This is a genomic window from Roseateles sp. UC29_93 (genome assembly GCF_042695725.1).
Lineage (GTDB): Bacteria > Pseudomonadota > Gammaproteobacteria > Burkholderiales > Burkholderiaceae_C > Roseateles > Roseateles noduli_A.
Genome location: NZ_CP170545.1, coordinates 991,206 through 1,010,539, shown reverse-complemented (window position 1 = coordinate 1,010,539; position 19,334 = coordinate 991,206). Strand labels below are relative to the sequence as shown.

Here is a 19,334-nt window from a genome sequence, read left to right as displayed (position 1 = left end):
CCTGCCGAGCGGCCCTGCAAGGGCCTGCTCGGCTTTTCCTCGTCCGGGTATCGCCAGTTGTTGTGGGCGGACCTGGTTGGTCCCTCAGCCTTATCGGTGTAACGAACCGAGGGTATTGATAGAAAGACCTCATGCAAACGAATTTGCTCAAACCCAAATCCATCACTGTGGAACCCCTGGGCGGTCATCGCGCCAAGGTGATCCTGGAGCCGTTCGAACGCGGCTATGGCCACACGCTGGGCAACGCCCTGCGTCGCGTGCTGCTGTCCTCGATGGTGGGTTATGCGCCGACGGAAGTGACGATCGCGGGTGTGCTGCATGAGTACTCCGCCATCGACGGCGTGCAGGAAGATGTGGTCCACATCATGCTGAACCTGAAGGGCGTGGTGTTCCGTCTGCACAACCGTGAGGAAGTGACGCTGGTCCTGCGCAAGGAAGGCGAGGGCCCGGTCACGGCCGCCGACATCCAGACCCCGCACGACGTCGAGATCATCAACCCTGATCACGTCATCGCCCACCTGTCGCAAGGCGGCAAGCTGGACATGCAGATCAAGGTCGAGAAGGGCCGTGGCTATGTCCCCGGCAACATGCGCCGCTACGGCGACGAGCCGACCAAGGCCATCGGCCGCATCGTGCTGGACGCGTCGTTCAGCCCGGTGAAGCGCGTCAGCTACGCCGTCGAGAACGCCCGCGTCGAGCAGCGTACCGACCTGGACAAGCTGGTCATGGAAATCGAAACCAACGGCGCCATCTCGCCCGAGGAAGCGATCCGTGCGTCGGCCAAGATCCTGGTCGAGCAGATGGCCGTCTTCGCGCAGCTGCAGGGTACCGATCTGGTCGACGTGTTCGACCAGGCCCCGGCCGCCCGTTCCAGCAGCTTCGATCCGATCCTGCTGCGTCCGGTCGACGAGCTCGAGCTGACCGTGCGCTCGGCCAACTGCCTGAAGGCCGAGAACATCTATTACATCGGTGACCTGATCCAGCGTACCGAGACCGAGCTGCTGAAGACCCCGAACCTGGGTCGCAAGTCGCTGAACGAAATCAAGGAAGTGCTCGCCTCGCGCGGCCTGACCCTGGGTTCGCGTCTCGAGAACTGGCCGCCTCAAGGTCTCGACAAGCGTTGATTTTTTGAAAGAGGACGGGTCCATCGATCCGTCCGGTGCCCCCGGCAGTACCTGATCCGGCTGCTGGCAATAACTGAAGGAAGGAAAGCACCATGCGCCACCGTAACGGCCTCCGTAAACTGAACCGCACCAGCGAACACCGCGCCGCGATGTTCCGCAACATGGCGGTCTCGCTGCTGCAACACGAAGCGATCAAGACCACGCTGCCCAAGGCGAAGGAACTGCGCCGCATCGTCGAGCCGCTGATCACCCTGGCCAAGGAAGCGACTGTCGCGAACCGCCGCCTGGCGTTCGACCGTCTGCGCGACCGTGACATCGTCGTGAAGCTGTTCAACGAGCTGGGCCCGCGTTTCGCCACCCGTCCGGGCGGCTACACCCGTATCCTGAAGATGGGCTTCCGCGTCGGCGACAACGCTCCGATGGCGTACGTCGAACTCGTGGATCGTCCTGACGCCGCCGAAGGCGAAGGCTCTGCTGAATAAGCAGCGACTACGCCACCGTGCGCCAAAGGCCAGCAGGAATGCTGGCCTTTTTTTCTTGTGTGTCCGCGATACGCGCAACGTGGGCAGGGCATGGCGCGTGTCCAACGTCATGCGAGCCCGCTTGGCGCTAAGCTTCGCGCCTTTCCGACCTCACCGGCGACGCGGGCCCGACCCGTTCGCGTACGCCCCGCGTTCATGACTCCCATTGCCCTGATGCGACGCCTGCTACCGGCGCTGTTCCTGCTGGTGACGCTGGCCTCGGCCTTGCTCGCCAGTCCGGCGCGCGCCGACGATTTCCTCGATCCCGAACAGGCCTTCAAGATCGATGTGCAACTGACCGGGGACCGCGAGTTCCAAGTCAACTTCACGATCGCGCCCGGCTATTACATGTACCGCGACCAGTTCAAGCTGGACGCCGCCGACGCGAAGTTCGGCGACATCGCGTGGCCGGCGCCGAAGCGCAAGTTCGATGAGACCTTCCAAAAGGAGGTCGAGACCTATCGCGATCGCCTGAGCATCAAGGTGCCGGTGGAGGCGCTGTCGGAAGGCCCGTTGAAGCTCGTGCTGACGGGCCAGGGCTGCGCGGACAAAGGCTTGTGCTACCCGCCGATGAAGAGCCAGTTGACCTTGGGGCTGAAAGGCTTCGGTGGCGACGGCGCGGTGAAGATCGGTGCGGCCCCGGATGCGCTGAGTGGCTTCGGCGTTTCGAGCGCGGTGGCGTCCACTCCTGCCGACGCGTCTCCGGCGAAGGTGGCAGAAGGGCGGCAGGCATCCTCCGACAAGTCGGCGGGATCGCCGCTCGACGATGCGCTCGCGTCCGGCCGCCTGTGGTTGATCGTCGGCGCGTTCTTCGCCGCCGGTGTCCTGCTGTCGCTCACGCCCTGTGTTCTGCCGATGCTGCCGATCCTGTCGTCGATCATCGTCGGCCAGGGTGAAGCGCCATCGCGCGCACGCGGCTTCTTCCTCGCGTTCAGCTACTCGTTGGGCATGGCGCTGCTCTACACGGCACTGGGGGTCGCGGCTGGCCTGGCCGGTGGTGGGTTGGCCGCGTATCTGCAGAAGCCGTGGGTGCTCGCGCTGTTTGCGTTGCTGCTGGTCGGCTTCTCGCTGTCGATGTTCGGTGTCTACGAGATTCAGTTGCCCAGCCGCTTCACCGGAGGCGTGTCCGACGCCACGCAGCGCTTGCCGGCCGGCAAGTTTGTCAGCGTGTTCGTCATGGGCGGGCTGTCCGCGCTGATCGTCAGTCCCTGCGTAGCCGCACCGTTGGCTGGCGCGCTGCTCTACATCAGCCAGACCGGCAACGTCGCGATCGGGGGACTCGCCCTGTTTGCGCTTGCCTGGGGCATGAGTGTCCCGCTCCTGCTCCTGGGTCTTTCGGCCGGCACGCTACTCCCTCGCGCCGGTGCATGGATGGAGACGGTCAAGTACTTCTTCGGCTTGCTGCTGCTTTCCGTGGCGCTGTGGATCGTGCAGCCAGTGCTGTCGCCAGTGATCGCACAGCTCCTGTGGGGCGCCTTGCTGGTTGCCGTCGCGGCCTTGCTGGGACTCTTCCAACGTAGCGAGTCCAATACGCCTCGCGTGTGGCTGCGAAAAGAGCGCAGCCGTGGCAGCGATGGTGTTCGGAGTCGCGCAGTTCATCGGCGTTGCCGCGGGCGGGACCGACACGCTGAAACCGCTCGCCGGCATCAGCGGCGCGAGCAAGGCCCCGGGCGGCACGGTGGCTGCGGAGTCGTCCGCGGTGAGCTTCCGCAAGATCTCGACGGTCACTGAACTCGACGACGCGCTGCGCAGTGCCGGCAGGCCTGTGATGCTCGACTTCTATGCGGACTGGTGCGTCTCGTGCAAGGAGATGGAGCGCTTCACCTTCACCGACACGCGCGTGCAAGCCAAGTTGGCGGGCGCGCTGCTGTTGAAAGCCGACGTCACCGCGAACAACGCCGGGGATCGCGAGCTGCTGAAGCGGTTCAAGCTCTTCGGCCCGCCCGGCACGATCTTCTTCGACGCGAAGGGCGAGGAACTGACGGGCGTGCGCGTGATCGGATTCCAGGACGCGGATCGCTTCCTGCAATCGCTCCAGGCCGCAGGGCTGTGACTCTGGAAGGACTGTCGCCGAAAGTTGAAGTGGCGGTCCTTTTCGTGCTACACTCTCTTTCTTCAGTCGCGGGGTGGAGCAGTCTGGTAGCTCGTTGGGCTCATAACCCAAAGGTCGTAGGTTCAAATCCTGCCCCCGCAACCAGAACATTGAACGCTGTCGCAGGACAGCGTTGTTGATCGGAACGGCAGCCGTCAGGGCTGGTTCGATCCGATTGACGAAACGGCAGATCAGCGTCGGCGCTGATTGCCAAGCGGTACAGCCGCGGGGTGGAGCAGTCTGGTAGCTCGTTGGGCTCATAACCCAAAGGTCGTAGGTTCAAATCCTGCCCCCGCAACCAATCGAACAAGGGCCCTCATGCGAGGGCCCTTTGTTTTTTGGTCACGGCGCGGAACGCCGGGAATTTCAAAGGATCTCGGATCCCATCAAGCAACGCGTAGACGCGAGCCATCGCCCTCAGCGACGACGCGTCCAACGACGCTGGCGGCGCCGAAGCCGTGCCGAGCGAAGACCGCCAACACCTGATCGACGGCTGCGGGTGAACACGACACCAGCAAGCCGCCACTGGTCTGGGGATCGCTCAACAGCGCCTGCGTCTCCGCCGGCACTGAGGCATCCAGCGCGATCTCGGCGCCATAGGCCGCCCAATTCCTCCCCGACGCTCCCGTGATCAGGCCCTCGGCGGCCAGCGAGCGGACGCCCTCGAGCAGCGGTACTGCGGCCCAATCGATCTCGATCGCGCAGCGCGACCCACGAGCGATTTCGAGGGCATGTCCGGCGAGTCCGAACCCTGTCACGTCGGTCAACGCATGGACGCCAGCGAGCGCCGCGAGTTCCGGCCCCGGCGTGTTCAACAAGGTGGCCGTGTCCAGCATCCGCCTGTATGACGCGTCATCGAGTCGGCCTTTCTTCAGCGCCGCCGACATCACGCCCACGCCGAGTGCCTTGCCCAGCACGAGCACATCACCGACCTTGGCGTCCGCATTGCGCTTCACGCGGGAAGGATGAACCAGCCCCAATGCGACCAGCCCGTAGATCGGCTCGACGGAGTCGATCGTGTGTCCGCCGGCGATCGGGATACCCGCCTGGCGACAGACCGAGGCGCCGCCTTCGAGAATGCGCCCGATCGTCGCTGCGCTCAGCACCGCGACTGGCATCCCGACGAGTGCCAACGCCATGATGGGGCGGGCGCCCATCGCGTAGACGTCACTGATCGCATTGGTGGCGGCGATACGGCCGAAGTCATGGGGGTCATCGACGATCGGCATGAAGAAGTCGGTCGTGGCCACCAGAGCCTGTTCGTCGTTGAGGCGATAGACCGCTGCGTCGTCCGAGGTTTCGATGCCGACGAGCAACTCCTTGGGCACGGGAAACGCGCCCGTACCCTTGAGGATCTCCGATAGCACGCCTGGCGCGATCTTGCAGCCGCAGCCGCCGCCGTGCGACAGCGAGGTCAATCGCGGCTCGGAGGCCGGGGTAGGGGCGGCGGTGATGGGGTTCATGGCATCGCAGCTTACCGCGCAGCGCCTCAGGCCTGTGGAGGAGGGGCGTTGCCCGCCAAGCGCCACTGCAGCGCGACAAAGGCATCCATGGCCTGCCATAGCGGCGCATAGCGGCCCTCGTCATCGTCGAGTGCCGCCAGTGCCAATGCGCAAGCCTCCAGCGTGCTGCGCTGCGAATCCGCATGAGCACGGCGGATCCTGTAGCGCGACGGTGGAGGCGCCTCAAGAGCGAGTCGCGGTAGCGTCTGCAGCCACGGGTTCAAGGCAAGCAGTCTTCGACTGCGGCGCCAGGTGCCGTCCAGCGCCACGAGCGTGGTTGAAGCGGCGTCCGCAGTTATCGATGCTGAACCTTGCGTCGGCGAGCCCGCGGGCACGTGGTCGGGAGTCCTTGGATACAGCAGGACAAGGCCCTCGACGGATCGGGGTGGCCGGAAGCGCTCGCCGACACGCAGCTCGACACGTGACAAGCACCGTGCCAGCAGTGCGGCGGTGCCTTTCGCCTGCCCCACCTCGCCGGGGTCTTGAAGGATGAGCAGCGCGGAGCGGTTGTCGACGTGATGCACGCATGCGCACCAACAAGCGACGAGCGGCCGTCCGCATCCCTCGCAGAGGGGGCGTCGGCCGCTCAGGCCACCATCGGCGGCGGACACGGGAAGGATCAGCGCGGTGGGCGCGGGGGCTTGCGAGCGTCGTTCGGACGAGCCTGACCGTCACGGCGAGGGCGGTCGCCCCGATCGCCGCGCGGGCCTTGGCCCGGACTGCCGGGATGGCCCTCTCCCCGTGGACCACCACGGCGATGCTCGCCGCCGCGGGGTGGGCGGTCGTTGCGTTCCGGACGCGGCGGCTGCTGCGCCTCTTCCTCTCGTGCCAACTTCAGTTGGGCGTCCAGCTGTTCCTGCGTCAGGCCCTTGAGCGCGCAGAAGTTCGACGGCGTCAGCGTCGTGCGCGAGAAGTCCCGCAGCAACTGCGCACGCTCCAGGCGGCCGCGATCTTCCTCGACGCGACGCGCCTCGGTGATGCCGCGGCGACGCGTCAACTCTTCCTGAGCGGCGACTCTGTGTTCGTCGCTGAGTTCCCCAGCGGGTTGCCCGTCGAGATCGAACCGCGTCTTCGCGCGGGTCAGCGCGATCAGGTAGCCGGTGCCACCCGTGTAGCGGCGCAGGAATGCGGACAGCTGTGCCTTGGTGAACTGGCCCGGCGCGCGTTGCTGGATGTCGGACTGAACGCGCAGCTTCAGCGGCTTGGCGCCGCCGGCGAACAAGGCCGGGAAGAGCTCCTTGAGCTTGGCGGCGACGGCCTGGACATCGACGCGACCGCCCTCGGCAGCCTTCGCCTGGCCGGGCGTCGCCGCCGCGGGGGCGGCATCGCTCGTCTCGGCGTCTGCGGTGGCCTCGCTGGAGGATTCATCTGCTTCCGGCACGGGCTCTTCGGCCTCCGACACCGGTGCCGTCAGCACGGCCTCAGTCGTCTCGGTGGCGGGGGCCTTCTGATCGGGGAACTCGGAGGAGGTCACTTCGCCTTGCGGCGTGGTGCTGGAGGACATGCATCAAGCGGCGCGGGGCCGGCCTTCGGGAAAAAGGGGGATTGTGCCCATAGCCGCGCGGGCGTGGCAATTCGCGCCGATCGACGGAGCGCGCCCGTCCTGCCTTGGGGACGCCTTCCGTGGGAGAAATCAGGTCTTCGGTTCGCAGGCGGGCTTGCACACCAGCTCGGTCCGACCCAGGATCCGCTTGGACTGGAGGCTGCTTGGGGGGCGATGACGCCCGCATTTGAAGCAGGAGCGGGTTTGACCGCTACCCTGGAACGGCGACCCCCCCAGCTTGGAGGCATAGCGCAGGCCGTCATCCCGAACGGCGGTGCAGGTGTCTTTGCTCATGGTCTCGCTTCGCTTGGCGCTCTTGTTCGCGCCGGCGGGTTCGTGTCCCGTCGGCGCATCGATTCCCTCGTGATCAATAGTAGGTGGGGCGTGTGACGCCCCGCTACATCGCTTGCCCGGGGGTGAAAAGCGCTGTCCCGACGAACGGCGGGTTTTACGCCGACAATCGCCCGCTTGCCCGGCAGCCCGGGCGTTCGAGAACCATGGCCAAACTGTTTTTCCGCTACGCGGCGATGAATGCCGGCAAGTCCACCGCCCTGCTGCAGGTGGCACACAACTACGAGGAGCGCGGCCATGCGGTGCGCCTGTTCACCGCAGGGGTCGACGACCGCTACGGCAAGGGAATGGTCACGTCGCGGCTGGGGCCGCAGCGGGTGGCGGAAGTGTTCAACGGCGAGACGGATTTCCGCGCGCTGATCACGCAGTCGCCGGGCATCGCCTGCATCCTCGTCGACGAGGCCCAGTTCCTGACGAAAGACCAGGTCTGGGCGCTGCATGAGATCGCGCACATGCGCCACGTGCCCGTCATCTGCTACGGCCTGCGGACGGACTTCCGCGGCGAGCTGTTCACCGGCTCGGCAGCCCTGCTGGCGCTCGCCGACGAGATGGACGAGATGAAGACCATCTGCGACTGCGGCCGCAAGGCCACGATGAACATGCGTGTCGACGCCACCGGTCGCAAACAGACCGAAGGCGCGCAGGTCGAGATCGGCGGCAACTCCCGTTACCGCGCGGTCTGTGGACGCTGCTTCAGGGCATCCTGAAGATGCCCGGTAAGCCTGGGCTTACTTCTTCGTCAGCTGCTCTTCCAGTTCCTTGCAGGAAGGAGCGCAGACTGGCTGGGACTTGCCCAGCAGCTTGCCGGGACTTCAGCAGCGCACGAGGGCGATGCTTGCCGCAGAGGAAGCACGACATGGTTGCCGCGCCAAACGAGGAGGTCGCCGCGAACGGCGAACCTGGAGCTTTAGAGCGATAGCGCAGACCATCGGCTTCGATGGTCGTCTTGGTCGTATCCTTGGCCACGCTGTTCCTGATCCTGATAAGAGTTTGAAATGCCGCGCCGACGGTCCCAAGTTCCCCCCAGGGACAGACGGCGAAACCCGTATTTTCCTATAAGCCGGGGCTTCCCCGTACCGGGGCATCGCTAATGACCTCGCGCGAAGGTCGCCCGAATCGGTTGCAAGAGACATTCGTTGCCGCAGGCGCCGGCTGCGTTCCCTCTCTGGCGGACGCCCGCCCGAAGGCGCGTGGCGCGTTTTAGGGAAAACACTTAAGAATCCGGCCGCGCCGTTTCACCGTGGCGTCAACAACAAGGACACACAGGGAGCGAGCGCGGCGATGGAAAGGATCGAAGGGCTGTTTGCCGCCATGCGGGCGGCCAGTCAGGAAATGGAATGGCCGGCGACCGAGGCCCGCGACAGCGGCCTGGAAACGGCCGGCGAGCTGGCCGAGCGATACGCGCTGGCCGTCAGCGAGGCCCTGTGCGGCCACTTCCGGAGTTCGCACGCCAGCCTCTGGCTGCTGGATGGCGAGCCTGGGGATTACCGCCTGCGTTGCCTTGGCGCGCACGCGATCGACGGCGTGAGCCGTCAGCGCACGCTCTGCGAGCAACGTGCCTATCCCGGCTACTTCGACGCTCTGCTGTCCGAGGGCGTCTTCAACTGCGCAGACGCCCAGGCCGATCCGCGGCTGAGCGCACTGCAACCGCCGCCAACCTGGCGCGCGATGCTGGACGTGTCCGGGCAGATCAACGGGAAGACCTTTGGCGTCATCGCGCTCGGACAGCGCGACACCGCCCGTGTCTGGACGAAGCGCGAAGAACTGGACCTGCGCCGCGCCACCGCGAAAGCCTGCCTCCACCTGCACGCGCTGCGGAACGAACTCGAGACGGTCTGACTGCCGGCCGCAAGGTCTGCGCAGCGCGTGATTCAACTTCGACCGACCGGTCGGATTAATATCTTGCGAAATGTCAATGCGGCATCCACTGACGGACGGCTGAAGGCTTCCCGCTAGAGTCGGTCGCCACACGTCCCATGGACGACCAACCCCCGGGCGATGGCCTTCGGAGCGGTCGCGACGGCGCCGGCACGCATCGGCGACGCGCGGTCAACGGCCTTGCCCGGCACCACGACAGGAGACAAGGTGGACGGGGCGATTGCAAGCATCCTGGTGCTGGACGGGGTGACCAACGGCGCGATCTACGCGCTGCTGGCACTGGCCCTCGTCCTGGTCTTCGCGGTCACGCGGGTGATCTTCATTCCTCAGGGGGAATTCGTCGCCTTCGGCGCGTTGACCCTGGCGGGACTGCAACTCGGGCACACGCCGCTCACGATCCACTTCCTGATCGCGATGGCGCTGCTGACGGCGGTGCTGGACCTCATTGCGGCCGCGCGCGCGGGACGCCTCGGAGCGGCGTGGGTGTCGATCGCGCTGCGAGCGCTGCCAGGCGTTGCGATCGGGCTCTGCGCGCTGTGGCTCGCGCCGATGAAGCTGCCGCTGGTGGCGCAGGCGTTGCTGACGCTGGCGATTGTCACGCCGATGGGCGGGTTGCTCTACCGGCTTGCGTACCGAGTCGCTGGCGGACGCGTCGGTGCTGGTGCTGCTGATCGTCTCGGTCGGCGTGCACTTCGCGTTGACGGGGCTGGGCCTGGTGTTCTTCGGCGCCGAGGGCTCGCGCAACCCGAGCTTCTGGGAGGCGAGCTACTCGGCCGGGCCGCTCATGTTCTCGGGACAGACGCTCATCATCGTGATGGCCTCGGCGGCGCTCATCGTCGCGTTGTGGCTGTTCTTCGAGAAGAGCCTCTACGGGAAGGCGCTGCGCGCGACCGCGGTGAACCGGCTCGGCGCCCGGTTGATGGGGATCTCCAGCACGTCCGCGGGCCGGTTGTCGTTCACGCTGGCCGCCTTCATCGGCGCGCTGTCGGGCATCCTGATCAGCCCCACCACGACGATCTTCTACGACAGCGGCTTCCTCATCGGCCTGAAGGGCTTCGTCGCCGCCGTCTTCGCAGGCCTGTCGAGCTATCCGGGCGCCGCGCTGGGCGCGCTGCTGGTCGGCCTGATCGAGTCGTTCAGTTCCTTCTGGGCCAGCGCCTTCAAGGAGGTCATCGTCTTCACTTCCATCCTGCCGGTGCTGCTGTGGCGCAGCTGGCGCGATCCGCACCATGAGGAGCATTGACGTGACCTCCGATCGATCCGCTGCCATGAAGGCCGCCGCGGCCCCCGCCACGGACTCGACCGACAAGTCCAGGCCGTGGAAGCGCCGCATCGTGCCCGCGTTGCTGTTCGCCGCGCTCGCGCTGTTGCCGCTGCTGCCGGTGCCCGAGTTCTGGATCACCCAACTGAACTACATCGGCATGTTCGCGCTCGTCGCGTTGGGGCTGGTGCTGCTGACCGGCGTCGGTGGGCTGACGTCGTTCGGACAGGCCGCCTTCGTCGGTGTCGGTGCGTACACGACCGCGCTGCTGAGCGCGCGCTACGGACTGTCGCCGTGGATCGGACTCGCCGCCGGCGTCGCGATCACGCTGGTCATCGCGCTGGTGCTGGCCCTGATCACGCTGCGGATGTCGGGCCATTACCTGCCGCTGGCGACGATCGCCTGGGCGCTCAGCCTGAACTTCACGATCGCCAACATGGAGTCGCTCGGCAAGTACGACGGCCTGCTCGGCGTGCCGGCGATCGAACTGTTCGGCGTCAGCCTGGCCGACGGCCGCGCGATCTACTACCTGATCTGGCTGTTCGCGCTCCTGGGCGCGATCGCCGTGCGCAATCTGCTGGACTCCCGCCCCGGTCGCGCGATCCGGGCGCTCGGCGGTGCGACGGTGATGGCCGAGTCGATGGGCGTCTCGACCTTCCGCTACAAGGTCGTCGTCTTCCTGATCGCCGCGGTGCTCGCGTCGATCTCGGGCTGGCTGTTCGCGCATGTCCAGCGCACCGTGAACCCGAGCCCCTTCGGCCTGAAGATGGGCATCGAGTACCTGTTCATGGCCGTCGTCGGCGGGGTGTCGAGCGTGTGGGGCGCCTTCGTCGGCGCGGGCGTGTTCAAGATCATCGAGGACCAGCTCAAGGAGCTGTTGCCGGCGCTGCTGGGCAGCAACGGCAACTTCGAGATCATCGTGCTCGGCGTCGTGCTGGTGCTGATGCTGAAGTACGCGCCCAAGGGACTGTGGCCGTCGCTGCAGAAGGCGCTGTCGCGCTGGTGGCCGGCGCGGCCACGCGAGCGGAACTGGGAGGGCGCGCCCGCGCTCGAATCGCGCGCGAAGCCGCAGGCCGGTTCGGTGCTGCTCAAGGTTGACAAGCTGCGCAAGCAGTTCGGCGGACTGGTCGCGGTGAACGACGTCAGCTTCGAGTTGCGCGCGGGCGAGATCATGGGCCTGATCGGCCCGAACGGCGCCGGCAAGTCGACGACCTTCAACCTGGTTTCCGGCGTGCTGTCCGCGACCAGCGGCGACCTGCGCTTTGCCGGCGAGCCCATCACCGGCCTGCCCGCCCGTCAGATCGCGCGTCGCGGCATGTCGCGGACCTTCCAGCACGTGAAGATGATCGCGGACATGACGGTGCTGGAGAACGTCGCGCTCGGCGGCTATCTGCGCTCGCACAGCGGCACGGCGCACGCGATGCTGCGCCTCGACCGCGCGGAAGAGAAGCGCCTCTTCGCCGAGGCCGAGAACCAGTTGCGCCGCATCGGCATGCAGGACCACCTGCACGAACTCGCCGGCAACCTGGCGCTCGGACCGCAGCGCCTGATGGAGATCGCGCGGGCGCTGTGCAGCGACCCGTCGCTGCTGCTGCTCGACGAGCCGGCCGCGGGCCTGCGCCACAAGGAGAAGCAGGCCTTGGCCGCCGTGCTGCGCCAGTTGCGCGCCGAAGGCATGAGCATCCTGCTGGTCGAGCACGACATGGACTTCGTCATGGGGCTGACGGACCGGATCGTCGTGATGGAGTTCGGCACCAAGCTGATCGAGGGCACGCCCGCCGAGGTGCAGGCCAGCCCCGAGGTGCGTGCGGCCTACCTGGGAACGGAACACTGACATGAGCGAGTTGCTGAAGGTCAGCGGATTGCATGCGGGCTACGGCCGCGCCGAGGTGCTGACGGGCCTGGACCTGCGGCTGCGGGAAGGCGAGGTGGTCACCGTCATCGGTCCGAACGGGGCCGGCAAGAGCACGACGCTGAACGCGCTGATGGGCGTGCTGCCCGCGCGCGGGCAGATCGTCTTCGACGGCGAGGACATCCAGGGCCTGAGCCTCGAGGACCGGGTGATGAAGGGCCTGGCGCTGGTGCCCGAGAAGCGGGAGCTGTTCACGACGATGTCCGTCGAGGACAACCTGGTGCTCGGCGGCTTCCGCCCGATGCGCCTGGGCGTGAAGGGCTGGCGCGACGAGTTGGAGCGCGTCTACACGCTGTTCCCGCGCTTGAAGGAACGCCGCGCCCAGCTCGCGGGGACGCTGTCCGGCGGCGAGCGCCAGATGCTCGCGGTCGGCCGCGCGCTGATGGCGCGGCCCAAGCTGCTGATGCTCGACGAGCCCAGCCTCGGCCTGGCGCCACTGATCGTGAAAGAGGTGTTCCGCATCGTCTCGCAGTTGCGCGAGGCGGGCGTCTCCATCCTGCTGATCGAGCAGAACGCGCGCGCCGCGCTCGAAGTCGCCGACTACGGCTACGTGCTGGAGACTGGCGAGATCGCGCTCGAAGGCCAGGCCGCCGATCTGGCGAAGGATCCCCGGGTGATCGAGACCTACCTCGGAGCGAGTCGCCAGGCGCAGTGAGTCGCGCCGCGGCGTGAAGGAAACGCCGTACGGTCGACGCTCACACCCCGAATCGGGGGGAGAAGCGTGACGCCCGCGAAACACCCGCGCGGAACCGGCCGACCATAATTCGGCGAACTCGCGCCATGGCTCTCCTGTCCTCCCTCCGCAAACTGCTCACCGGCTCTGCCGACACCAGGTCGGCCGGCGGAGCCGCCGCCAAGGGCGGAGTATCGAAGGGGGCGCCGCCCGCGACGTCGCCGGTCCGAGCCGTCGACATCCCGATCCCGCCCGTGCTGTCGTCGGCGTCCTCGCACTCGCAGGGCCCCGGCATGGTCTCGACCCAGACCGCGGTCTACAGCGGCGGCGACATCGTCTTCCCCACGCTCGATGCCTCGCCGGAGTGGCTGCACTTCAGCACCCGGCTGTTCGGCTTGTCTCGGCTGAAGGACGTACCGCCGTCGGCCGGCGAGCAGGGGCTGATGCAACGCCTGCAGGCGCAGCGCGGCTCGCAATGGGCCGACCTGCTGCCACGCCTGCCCGCCGTGCTGCCGCAGTTGATGCGACTCGTGCGACGCAGCAACGTGTCCTCGACGGAGCTGGTGCAGCTGATGTCGCGCGATCCCAGCCTGGTCGGAGAGCTGATGCGGCTGGCCAACTCGCCGCGTTATCGCACCGAGCGCGACATCACGGATCTCGCCGGCGCGGTGATGGTGCTGGGCCAGCAGGGCCTGGACCAGTTGGTGATGAGCGTCGCGATGCGACCCATCTTCCATCACGGCAAGGGACGCTACGGCAGCCGCTCGGGGACGCTGCTGTGGGATCTCAGCGAACGCACCGCGTTCGCCACGGCGCGTCTGGCCAATGCGGGCGACGACGAGTTCTCCGCCTATCTGGCCGGCCTCAGCTCACAACTCGGCCTGATGGCGCTGCTGCGCGCGCTGGACGGGATGTCCGCGCCCTCGGTGCCGCCGCTGGACCGCGAAGGCCTGCATCGCCAATTGCTGCCGTTGACGGCCGCATGGTCGGCGCAGATCGTCGAGCACTGGGGCTTCCCGCCCCAGGTCGCCGAAGCGCTGGCACCGCGCCCGGGCCGTGGCGCCGAGTCCGTCGTGCTCGCGCACCTGGTGCGGCAGGCGCAGGCGGTTGCGCTGCGCCAGCTCATGCAGCCGGGGCTGCAGCCCGCGCAGTTGGGGGACTGGTCCCCAGCACAGCAGCGCTGCTACGCCGAGCTGGAGCACGAGTTCCCCGCCGGCGAGCCTTGAGCTGCCCGACGTCGCGGGCGCTCTCCGCGAGACCTCAGGCCCCGCGGCTTCTCGCCAGTTTCCACGCCATCAGTCCGAACGCGCCTTCGAAGAGCAAGGCCAGCGCCGCGGCCGGCAAGGCGCCCGCAAGCAGCAGGGTCTGATCGTTCAGCGCGAGCCCGGTGACGATGCGTTCCCCGTAGCCTCCGGCGCCGATGAAGGCCGCCATGGTGGCGGCCCCGACGGACAGGCTGGTGGCCGTGCGCAGGCCCGCGAGCATGACCGGCAAGGCCAGCGGCAACTGCACTGAACGCAACACCTGGCCCCGCGTGAGGCCCAGCGCCTTCGCGGCGGTGGTCAGGCCCTCGGACACTTCGCTGAGACCGACCGTGCAGTTGCGCAGCACCGGCAACAACGCATAGAGCGTGAGCGCGACCAGCGCCGGCACCGGCCCGATCCGGTTCGTCGCCCAGATCAGGAGCGCCAGCATCGCCAGCGAGGGCACGGTCTGCAGCAGCGCGCAGACGGCCAGCAGCGCTTCGCGCCAGCGCGGCCACGGGTGCAGCGCGACCGCCAGCGGCACGCCGATCAGCGTGGCCAGCGCGACGGATCCCAGGACCAGCGCCAGGTGCTGCACCGTGAGTCGACCGAGATCCGGACCGCTCAATCTCGACCAGAGGTCCGACTTGGCCGGCTCGGCCGGACCGGGGAAGACGCAGGGGCCGATGTCGTGGAGCCGATGGAAAAGGCGGAGGAAGAGGCGGAAGGGGCGGAGGCGGCCGCGGCCGAGGAGGCGGGGCCACGGGTCGCCACGAACGCTCGAGCGATCGCGTCGAACGGTTGCCGCTGCACTTCGGCCCGCGCATTCATCGCGATCATCGCGGTCTCGTCGATCCTGCCGCGCAGCGCCTGCAGCGCCGCCCAGGCGCGCGGATGGCGCTGCGGCAGATCGACTCGATACAGCAACACCGCGTCATACCGCGGAAGAAGTGCGCGTCGTCGGCCAGCACCGTGAGATCAAGCGCCGCGATCTGCGCGTCGGTCGTGTACACGTCGGTGACATCGATCTGGGCTTCGGCAAGCGCGCGGTAAGCGAGCCCGTGATCGAGCCCCGTCGGGGTCTGCGGCAGCGCATAGCGCTTCGACAAGCCGGGCCAGCCGTCCGCGCGGCCCAGGAATTCGTTGCTGAGGCCGAGCTTCAACGTCGGCCGCCCTTTCAGCTGTGACAGCGCATGGAGACCGAGTTCGCGCGCCTGCGCCGACCGCATTGCCAGTGCGTAGCCGTTGTTGAAACCGAGCGGCACACCGATCGCCAGCCCGAGCGGGCGCAGTTCCGCCTGCAGTTGATCGAGCGGCGCGCCGGTGGTCGCGTGGCCGAGGATCTCCCGCTCGATCGTGCCGAGGTACTCGGGATAGACGTCGATGCTGCCGGCCTTCAGCGCCGCGTGGACGATGGCGGTGTTGCCCAGGCCCTGGCGGACCTCCACCTCGGCGGACGGATCGTCGGCGCGCACGGTCTGTGCGAGCACCTCGGCGAGGATGTAGCTCTCCGTGAACCGCTTGGAGCCGATGCGCAGCGGCTCGGCGGCCTGGGCGTGCGGCGCGCCCGTGAGTGCCGCGCAGACCAGCAGGAGAAGGAGGGGCCACAGCCGGCGGAGCAGCATCATCGGCGCAGCATAGTCGAGCCCGTCCGGCTGCGCGCCAGCGTGCGCAAGACCTGGCCCGCGAAGGCGTCGGCCGCCGCGGAGCCTGCCGAGGCCTTGCTGCGCATCAGCACCACCGACATCGCCGGCAGCGAGGTCGCCGGCGGCATGCCGTGACGCTCGTCGAGCAGTTCCATGCCCTCGGGCACGCTGCAGCGTGTGAACAGCGCGATCGCCAGGCCGCTCTCGACGGCCGCCAGCATGCCGGCCGGGCTGGCACTGTCGCAGACGATGCGGTGAGGCCGCTTCAATGCCGCCAGCGCCGACAGTGCCGCCTTGCGCGCAAGACTGCCCGATTCGTAGACCGCGACGGGCAAGGGCGTCTGCCGCCACGCCTCGAAGCGCGGCGCGCCGAACCAGGCCAGCGGTTCGTCGAACAGCGGCTGCCCGCGACCGGCTCGATCGCGCGTGACGACCGCCACGTCGACTTCGCCGCGCGACACCCGGGGGATGAGCACCGTCGACTGCTGGCAGACGAGGGTCAGCTCCACCGCCGTGTGCCGTCCCGCGAAGTCGCGCAAGACCGGGGTGAGGTAGGGCAGCGCGTAATCCTCCGGCACGCCGATGGTGAGGCGGCCGTGCAGCGTCTCGCGCTTGAGCGCCTGGACCGCTTCGTCGTGCTGCGCGATCAGGCGGCGCGCGTGTCCGAGCAACTCGCGTCCCGCCGGCGTCAGATCCAGCCGTCGCGGCGTGCGCACCAGCACCGGCTGACCCACAGCCCGTTCCAGCTTGGCGATCTGCATGCTCAATGCCGACTGCGAGCGATGCACCAGGGCGCCCGCCGCCGTCAGCGAGCCGCCGTCCACCGCCGCCACGAAGGCGCGGAGCCAGTCCAGTTGAAGGTCGGTCGAGGGCATCAGGTCCTCCGCCCCTCGGGGGCATCCATTCGATTCCGTGATGCTAAGCGTGAAGAGGATTCGCTTTGCCGAATGCGGGCAGCGGCCCAGACTCTTCCCATGTCCACGTCGCTCGCCTCCTCGCCAGAATCCTCTTCCCCGTCTTCGGCGACCGCAGCCGGCGCGGCCCGGCGCCTGCGGGAAGGTCAGGGGCTCATGGTGGGCGGCGGACTGCTGCTCGGCACGATCGGCGTGTTCGTCGAGGAAGCGGCCCAGGACCCCGCCACGACCGTGTGGTTCCGTTGCGTGTTCGGGCTCGCGGCGCTGCTCGCCTGGGGCGCCGCGCGCGGCCAGATCGGCGAGCTCGTCCGGCTGCGCGGTCGCGCGCTGGGCGTGGTGCTCGCCGTGGGACTGCTCACGGTCTTGAACTGGGGACTGTTCTTCGCGGCGATCCCGCGCTGCTCGATCGCCGTGTCGACGGTCGTCTTTCATGTGCAACCCTTCTGGCTGATGGCGATGGGCGCCTTCTGGCTGCGCGAACACGTGACGCGCGCGCAGTGGCTGGCAGCCGCCATTGCGTTGTGTGGCCTCGCGTTGGCCACCGGCATCGCGTATGAGGTGTTCGCGCCCGGCGGCGGCGCGGGCGGCGCCATGCGGTTGCCGGGTTATGCCCTCGGGGTGGGGATGTGCCTGCTCGGGTCGGTGACTTACGCGGCGGCGAGCTTCCTCGCCAAGCTCGAGGCTGAACGCGCTGGATCGTTCGCGCTGTCGGCGGGACAGTGCGTCGTGGGCGCCGTCGTGCTGCTGCCCTGGCCGCTGATGCACGGGCTGCCGGCGTTCGGCGCCTCCTGGAGCTGGTTGGCGGGACTCGGCGTGCTGCACACCGGGCTGGCGTATGTCGTGCTGTACGCCGGCATGGCGCGGCTCGGCACCGGGCGCATCGCGGTGTTGCAGTTCGTCTATCCCGGGACGGCCGTGCTGGTCGACTGGGCGGTCTACGGCCGGGCGCTCAGTCTCACGCAGATCGTTGGCGTGGGCCTGATCGGTGCTGCGCTGTGGACCTTGCGGCGCCGCGCCTGAGGAAGCGCCCGCTCCGCGATGGATGCGGTCTGTCCCTCCGGGGATGCAGTTGGTCGCCGCGCGGGCGCTGCGCGATGCACCGGTTCGTACAGTGCATCGCACCTCGAACCAGGGAGCGTCCCGTGATCCAGCCTTCGATCTCCTCGTTGTCTTCCCCGCCGACCTCGTCCTTGACCCACCGTCCGTGCGCGCGGATGTCGCGTGCGGCACTGCTGGTCGGTGCCGTCACGCTGGCGCTGGGGGCCTGTGCCCAGTCCGCGCCGCCGCCGCCCGCTCAGGAGGGCTTCAGCGCCGGCATCACCGTCGACGCCAAGGCCGACGGCGTCGACCTCGACACGCCGCTCTATCCCGGCGCCGTGCCCTACAAGGATCGCGACGAGGACAAGTCGAGCGTGCAGATGAGCCTCTGGGGCGGGCTGTTCGGCTTGCAGTTGGCGGCCGGCAAGTTCCAGAGCAAGGACGAGGTCGATCGCGTCGGCAGGTTCTATCGCCGCGCGCTGTCGCGCTACGGCACGCCGTTGGATTGCGGCGCCGCCGATGCCCCGCGCGGCAAGCCGAAGGACGGCGGTCCGCTGACCTGCGACGACGACAAGCCCGATGCGGGCGGGCAGCTCTACAAGGTCGGACTGCCGAAGAACTTCCGCGTGGTGTCGGTGAAGCCGCTGCCGGACGGCACGACGCAGATCAGCGTCGCGCGCGTCCGCTTCCGGTGAGCAGCCCCGGCAGGACCGCCGTGAGGCGCGGACCGGGCCTGCTTCGCAAGCGGGTCAAGCCCCGGCCGGCGCCATCGCCACCGACCGCCGCGGCGGCTGGCGACGAGGATTCCGGCAGGCCGCCTCTCAGCGCGCCGTCCGCGCGTCGATCCAGCGGGTCGTGACGGTCGGGCCCCTCAAGCAATCACCTGCTGCGTGAACGCGCGCAGGTGATCCATCAGGACGTCCGAGGCCGCCGCTGCCGCTTCTCCGTCTCCGCCCGCGATGGCTTCCGCGAGGCGCTGATGCGCGCGAGCGCCGATGGCGACGTCGCCCAGATGCCGGTACGCGTACCAGAAGCGCCGGCACTGGATGATCATCGGCAGCACCGCGGCCACCGCATAGCGGTTGCGGCAGGCCGCGTGGTTGACCCGGTCCAACGCCTGGTCCACCCGCATGTAGGCTTCCAGGTCGTGCCGCTCGGCGGCTTCGCCCATGAGGGCCGAGCAGGCCAGCAGTTCCGAGCGCTGCGCCGGCGACGCCCGGCGGGCGGAGCAGCAGGCGATCAACCGCTCCAGCGGCCGGCGTGCTTCCAGCAGATCCAGGTGTTCCGCCAGCGGCATGTCGCTGACCAGCAGGCCGCGCCGCGGCTGCTGCGCGATGAGGCCGCTGGCGACCAGCCGCATCAGCGCTTCGCGCGTCGGTGTCCGACCCAGCCCGATCCGCGCGATCAGTTCCGTCTCCACCACCGGCGCGCCCGGGCGCAACTGCAAGGTCGCGATCAGCGTCTCGATCGCGTCGTAAGCCTGGTCCGCCTGGCGGCGTTTGTCGACGTCCTGCAGCTCAAGGGTGTCTGAAGTCATGGGCGCGGATCATCGCAGGGTCTGGCCTACGGGCAATCCCTGGTCCGGACCGGATTGAGTTTGCGCAGGTCAACCCCAGTTAAATCCGCGTCCGGCAG

17 protein-coding genes, 2 tRNA genes and 3 pseudogenes are annotated in these 19,334 nt (G+C 68.1%); 14 read left to right on the top strand and 8 right to left on the bottom strand.

The genetic code is table 11. From position 1 onward, the window contains the following. Positions 1-131: 131 nt before the first annotated feature. The 6 genes from ACFJIX_RS04640 to ACFJIX_RS04615 all read left to right on the top strand — a co-directional run bounded on the left by ACFJIX_RS04640 (position 132) and on the right by ACFJIX_RS04615 (position 4,038). Entirely contained in the window at positions 132-1,124 is a 993-nt protein-coding gene (locus ACFJIX_RS04640; RefSeq protein ID WP_067278809.1) for a DNA-directed RNA polymerase subunit alpha, read from the top strand. 92 nt (positions 1,125-1,216) lie between these two features. Beyond that, positions 1,217-1,606, top strand: coding sequence for a 50S ribosomal protein L17 (rplQ, locus tag ACFJIX_RS04635; protein WP_377158088.1), 390 nt, complete (start codon positions 1,217-1,219; stop codon positions 1,604-1,606). Positions 1,607-1,801: 195 nt separating this feature from the next. Next, the gene (dsbD, locus tag ACFJIX_RS04630; RefSeq protein ID WP_377158087.1) at positions 1,802-3,376 is read left to right on the top strand and encodes a protein-disulfide reductase DsbD; all 1,575 of its coding nucleotides are present in this window, start codon (positions 1,802-1,804) and stop codon (positions 3,374-3,376) included. After that, positions 3,345-3,698, top strand: coding sequence for a thioredoxin family protein (locus ACFJIX_RS04625; RefSeq protein ID WP_377158085.1), 354 nt, complete (start codon positions 3,345-3,347; stop codon positions 3,696-3,698). The genes dsbD and ACFJIX_RS04625 overlap by 32 nt, the downstream gene beginning before the upstream one ends. Before the next feature lie 67 nt (positions 3,699-3,765). Continuing rightward, positions 3,766-3,842, top strand: a tRNA-Met gene (locus tag ACFJIX_RS04620). 119 nt (positions 3,843-3,961) lie between these two features. After that, positions 3,962-4,038: transfer RNA gene (locus ACFJIX_RS04615), tRNA-Met, on the top strand. An 85-nt stretch (positions 4,039-4,123) separates the two neighbouring features. Here ACFJIX_RS04615 and selD read toward each other — a convergent pair. Genes selD through ACFJIX_RS04600 form a run of 3 tightly spaced genes read right to left on the bottom strand, consistent with a single transcriptional unit; the run spans position 4,124 to position 6,743 of the window. Beyond that, positions 4,124-5,200, bottom strand: a complete 1,077-nt coding sequence (gene selD / locus ACFJIX_RS04610; protein ID WP_377158084.1) for a selenide, water dikinase SelD — start codon at positions 5,198-5,200, stop codon at positions 4,124-4,126. Between the two features lie 26 nt (positions 5,201-5,226). Then, complete coding sequence (locus ACFJIX_RS04605) at positions 5,227-5,850, bottom strand: tRNA-uridine aminocarboxypropyltransferase (protein WP_377158082.1); 624 nt, start codon at positions 5,848-5,850, stop codon at positions 5,227-5,229. A gap of 8 nt (positions 5,851-5,858) precedes the next feature. After that, positions 5,859-6,743 carry a ProQ/FINO family protein gene (locus tag ACFJIX_RS04600; protein ID WP_377158080.1) on the bottom strand — a complete coding sequence of 295 codons (885 nt, stop codon included), beginning with the start codon at positions 6,741-6,743 and terminating at the stop codon, positions 5,859-5,861. A gap of 425 nt (positions 6,744-7,168) precedes the next feature. Between ACFJIX_RS04600 and ACFJIX_RS04595 the strand changes: the two genes are divergently transcribed. Next, positions 7,169-7,840, top strand: a complete 672-nt coding sequence (locus ACFJIX_RS04595; protein WP_377158078.1) for a thymidine kinase — start codon at positions 7,169-7,171, stop codon at positions 7,838-7,840. A gap of 21 nt (positions 7,841-7,861) precedes the next feature. Here the strand turns inward: ACFJIX_RS04595 and ACFJIX_RS04590 are convergent. Beyond that, positions 7,862-8,099, bottom strand: a pseudogene (locus ACFJIX_RS04590) (hypothetical protein). Positions 8,100-8,414: 315 nt separating this feature from the next. On the opposite strand from ACFJIX_RS04590, the gene ACFJIX_RS04585 reads away from it, so the two are divergent. The 5 genes and pseudogenes from ACFJIX_RS04585 to ACFJIX_RS04565 all read left to right on the top strand — a co-directional run bounded on the left by ACFJIX_RS04585 (position 8,415) and on the right by ACFJIX_RS04565 (position 14,083). Next, positions 8,415-8,972, top strand: coding sequence for a GAF domain-containing protein (locus tag ACFJIX_RS04585; RefSeq protein WP_377158077.1), 558 nt, complete (start codon positions 8,415-8,417; stop codon positions 8,970-8,972). A 246-nt stretch (positions 8,973-9,218) separates the two neighbouring features. Then, positions 9,219-10,254: pseudogene (locus ACFJIX_RS04580) on the top strand (branched-chain amino acid ABC transporter permease). A 25-nt stretch (positions 10,255-10,279) separates the two neighbouring features. Beyond that, a complete protein-coding gene (locus ACFJIX_RS04575; protein WP_377161609.1) occupies positions 10,280-12,106 on the top strand; it encodes an ATP-binding cassette domain-containing protein in 1,827 nt (608 codons plus the stop codon). Position 12,107: 1 nt separating this feature from the next. Further along, entirely contained in the window at positions 12,108-12,839 is a 732-nt protein-coding gene (locus tag ACFJIX_RS04570; RefSeq protein WP_377158075.1) for an ABC transporter ATP-binding protein, read from the top strand. Positions 12,840-12,964: 125 nt separating this feature from the next. Continuing rightward, a complete protein-coding gene (locus ACFJIX_RS04565) occupies positions 12,965-14,083 on the top strand; it encodes an HDOD domain-containing protein (RefSeq protein ID WP_377158074.1) in 1,119 nt (372 codons plus the stop codon). Positions 14,084-14,117: 34 nt separating this feature from the next. On the opposite strand, the gene ACFJIX_RS04560 is transcribed toward ACFJIX_RS04565, so the two are convergent. The 3 genes and pseudogenes from ACFJIX_RS04560 to ACFJIX_RS04550 form a co-directional block, all read right to left on the bottom strand. Beyond that, positions 14,118-14,729 (bottom strand): ABC transporter permease, encoded by a 612-nt coding sequence (locus ACFJIX_RS04560; protein WP_377158072.1) that lies wholly within the window; start codon positions 14,727-14,729, stop codon positions 14,118-14,120. Beyond that, positions 14,726-15,726 (bottom strand): annotated as a pseudogene (locus tag ACFJIX_RS04555) (glycine betaine ABC transporter substrate-binding protein). Before ACFJIX_RS04555 ends, ACFJIX_RS04560 begins: the two are co-directional and overlap by 4 nt. Next, complete coding sequence (locus tag ACFJIX_RS04550; protein WP_377158071.1) at positions 15,726-16,622, bottom strand: LysR family transcriptional regulator; 897 nt, start codon at positions 16,620-16,622, stop codon at positions 15,726-15,728. Before ACFJIX_RS04550 ends, ACFJIX_RS04555 begins: the two are co-directional and overlap by 1 nt. 99 nt (positions 16,623-16,721) lie before the next feature. Here ACFJIX_RS04550 and ACFJIX_RS04545 point away from each other — a divergent pair, with 99 nt between their 5' ends. Continuing rightward, positions 16,722-17,681, top strand: a complete 960-nt coding sequence (locus ACFJIX_RS04545) for a DMT family transporter (RefSeq protein ID WP_377158069.1) — start codon at positions 16,722-16,724, stop codon at positions 17,679-17,681. A gap of 122 nt (positions 17,682-17,803) precedes the next feature. Then, the gene (locus ACFJIX_RS04540; RefSeq protein WP_377158067.1) at positions 17,804-18,394 is read left to right on the top strand and encodes a hypothetical protein; all 591 of its coding nucleotides are present in this window, start codon (positions 17,804-17,806) and stop codon (positions 18,392-18,394) included. Positions 18,395-18,570: 176 nt separating this feature from the next. On the opposite strand, the gene ACFJIX_RS04535 is transcribed toward ACFJIX_RS04540, so the two are convergent. Further along, positions 18,571-19,236 carry a GntR family transcriptional regulator gene (locus tag ACFJIX_RS04535; protein WP_377158065.1) on the bottom strand — a complete coding sequence of 222 codons (666 nt, stop codon included), beginning with the start codon at positions 19,234-19,236 and terminating at the stop codon, positions 18,571-18,573. Between the last annotated feature and the right edge of the window lie 98 nt (positions 19,237-19,334).

What these genes read in the sequence shown, in the direction of transcription:
- ACFJIX_RS04640 (WP_067278809.1), top strand. Translation starts at nt 132, where the DNA reads ATGCAAACGAATTTGCTCAAACCCAAATCCATCACTGTGGAACCCCTG.
- rplQ (WP_377158088.1), top strand. Translation starts at nt 1,217, where the DNA reads ATGCGCCACCGTAACGGCCTCCGTAAACTGAACCGCACCAGCGAACAC.
- dsbD (WP_377158087.1), top strand. Translation starts at nt 1,802, where the DNA reads ATGACTCCCATTGCCCTGATGCGACGCCTGCTACCGGCGCTGTTCCTG.
- selD (WP_377158084.1), bottom strand. Translation starts at nt 5,200, where the DNA reads ATGAACCCCATCACCGCCGCCCCTACCCCGGCCTCCGAGCCGCGATTG.
- ACFJIX_RS04600 (WP_377158080.1), bottom strand. Translation starts at nt 6,743, where the DNA reads ATGTCCTCCAGCACCACGCCGCAAGGCGAAGTGACCTCCTCCGAGTTC.
- ACFJIX_RS04585 (WP_377158077.1), top strand. Translation starts at nt 8,415, where the DNA reads ATGGAAAGGATCGAAGGGCTGTTTGCCGCCATGCGGGCGGCCAGTCAG.
- ACFJIX_RS04575 (WP_377161609.1), top strand. Translation starts at nt 10,280, where the DNA reads ATGAAGGCCGCCGCGGCCCCCGCCACGGACTCGACCGACAAGTCCAGG.
- ACFJIX_RS04570 (WP_377158075.1), top strand. Translation starts at nt 12,108, where the DNA reads ATGAGCGAGTTGCTGAAGGTCAGCGGATTGCATGCGGGCTACGGCCGC.
- ACFJIX_RS04565 (WP_377158074.1), top strand. Translation starts at nt 12,965, where the DNA reads ATGGCTCTCCTGTCCTCCCTCCGCAAACTGCTCACCGGCTCTGCCGAC.
- ACFJIX_RS04550 (WP_377158071.1), bottom strand. Translation starts at nt 16,622, where the DNA reads ATGCCCTCGACCGACCTTCAACTGGACTGGCTCCGCGCCTTCGTGGCG.
- ACFJIX_RS04545 (WP_377158069.1), top strand. Translation starts at nt 16,722, where the DNA reads ATGTCCACGTCGCTCGCCTCCTCGCCAGAATCCTCTTCCCCGTCTTCG.
- ACFJIX_RS04535 (WP_377158065.1), bottom strand. Translation starts at nt 19,236, where the DNA reads ATGACTTCAGACACCCTTGAGCTGCAGGACGTCGACAAACGCCGCCAG.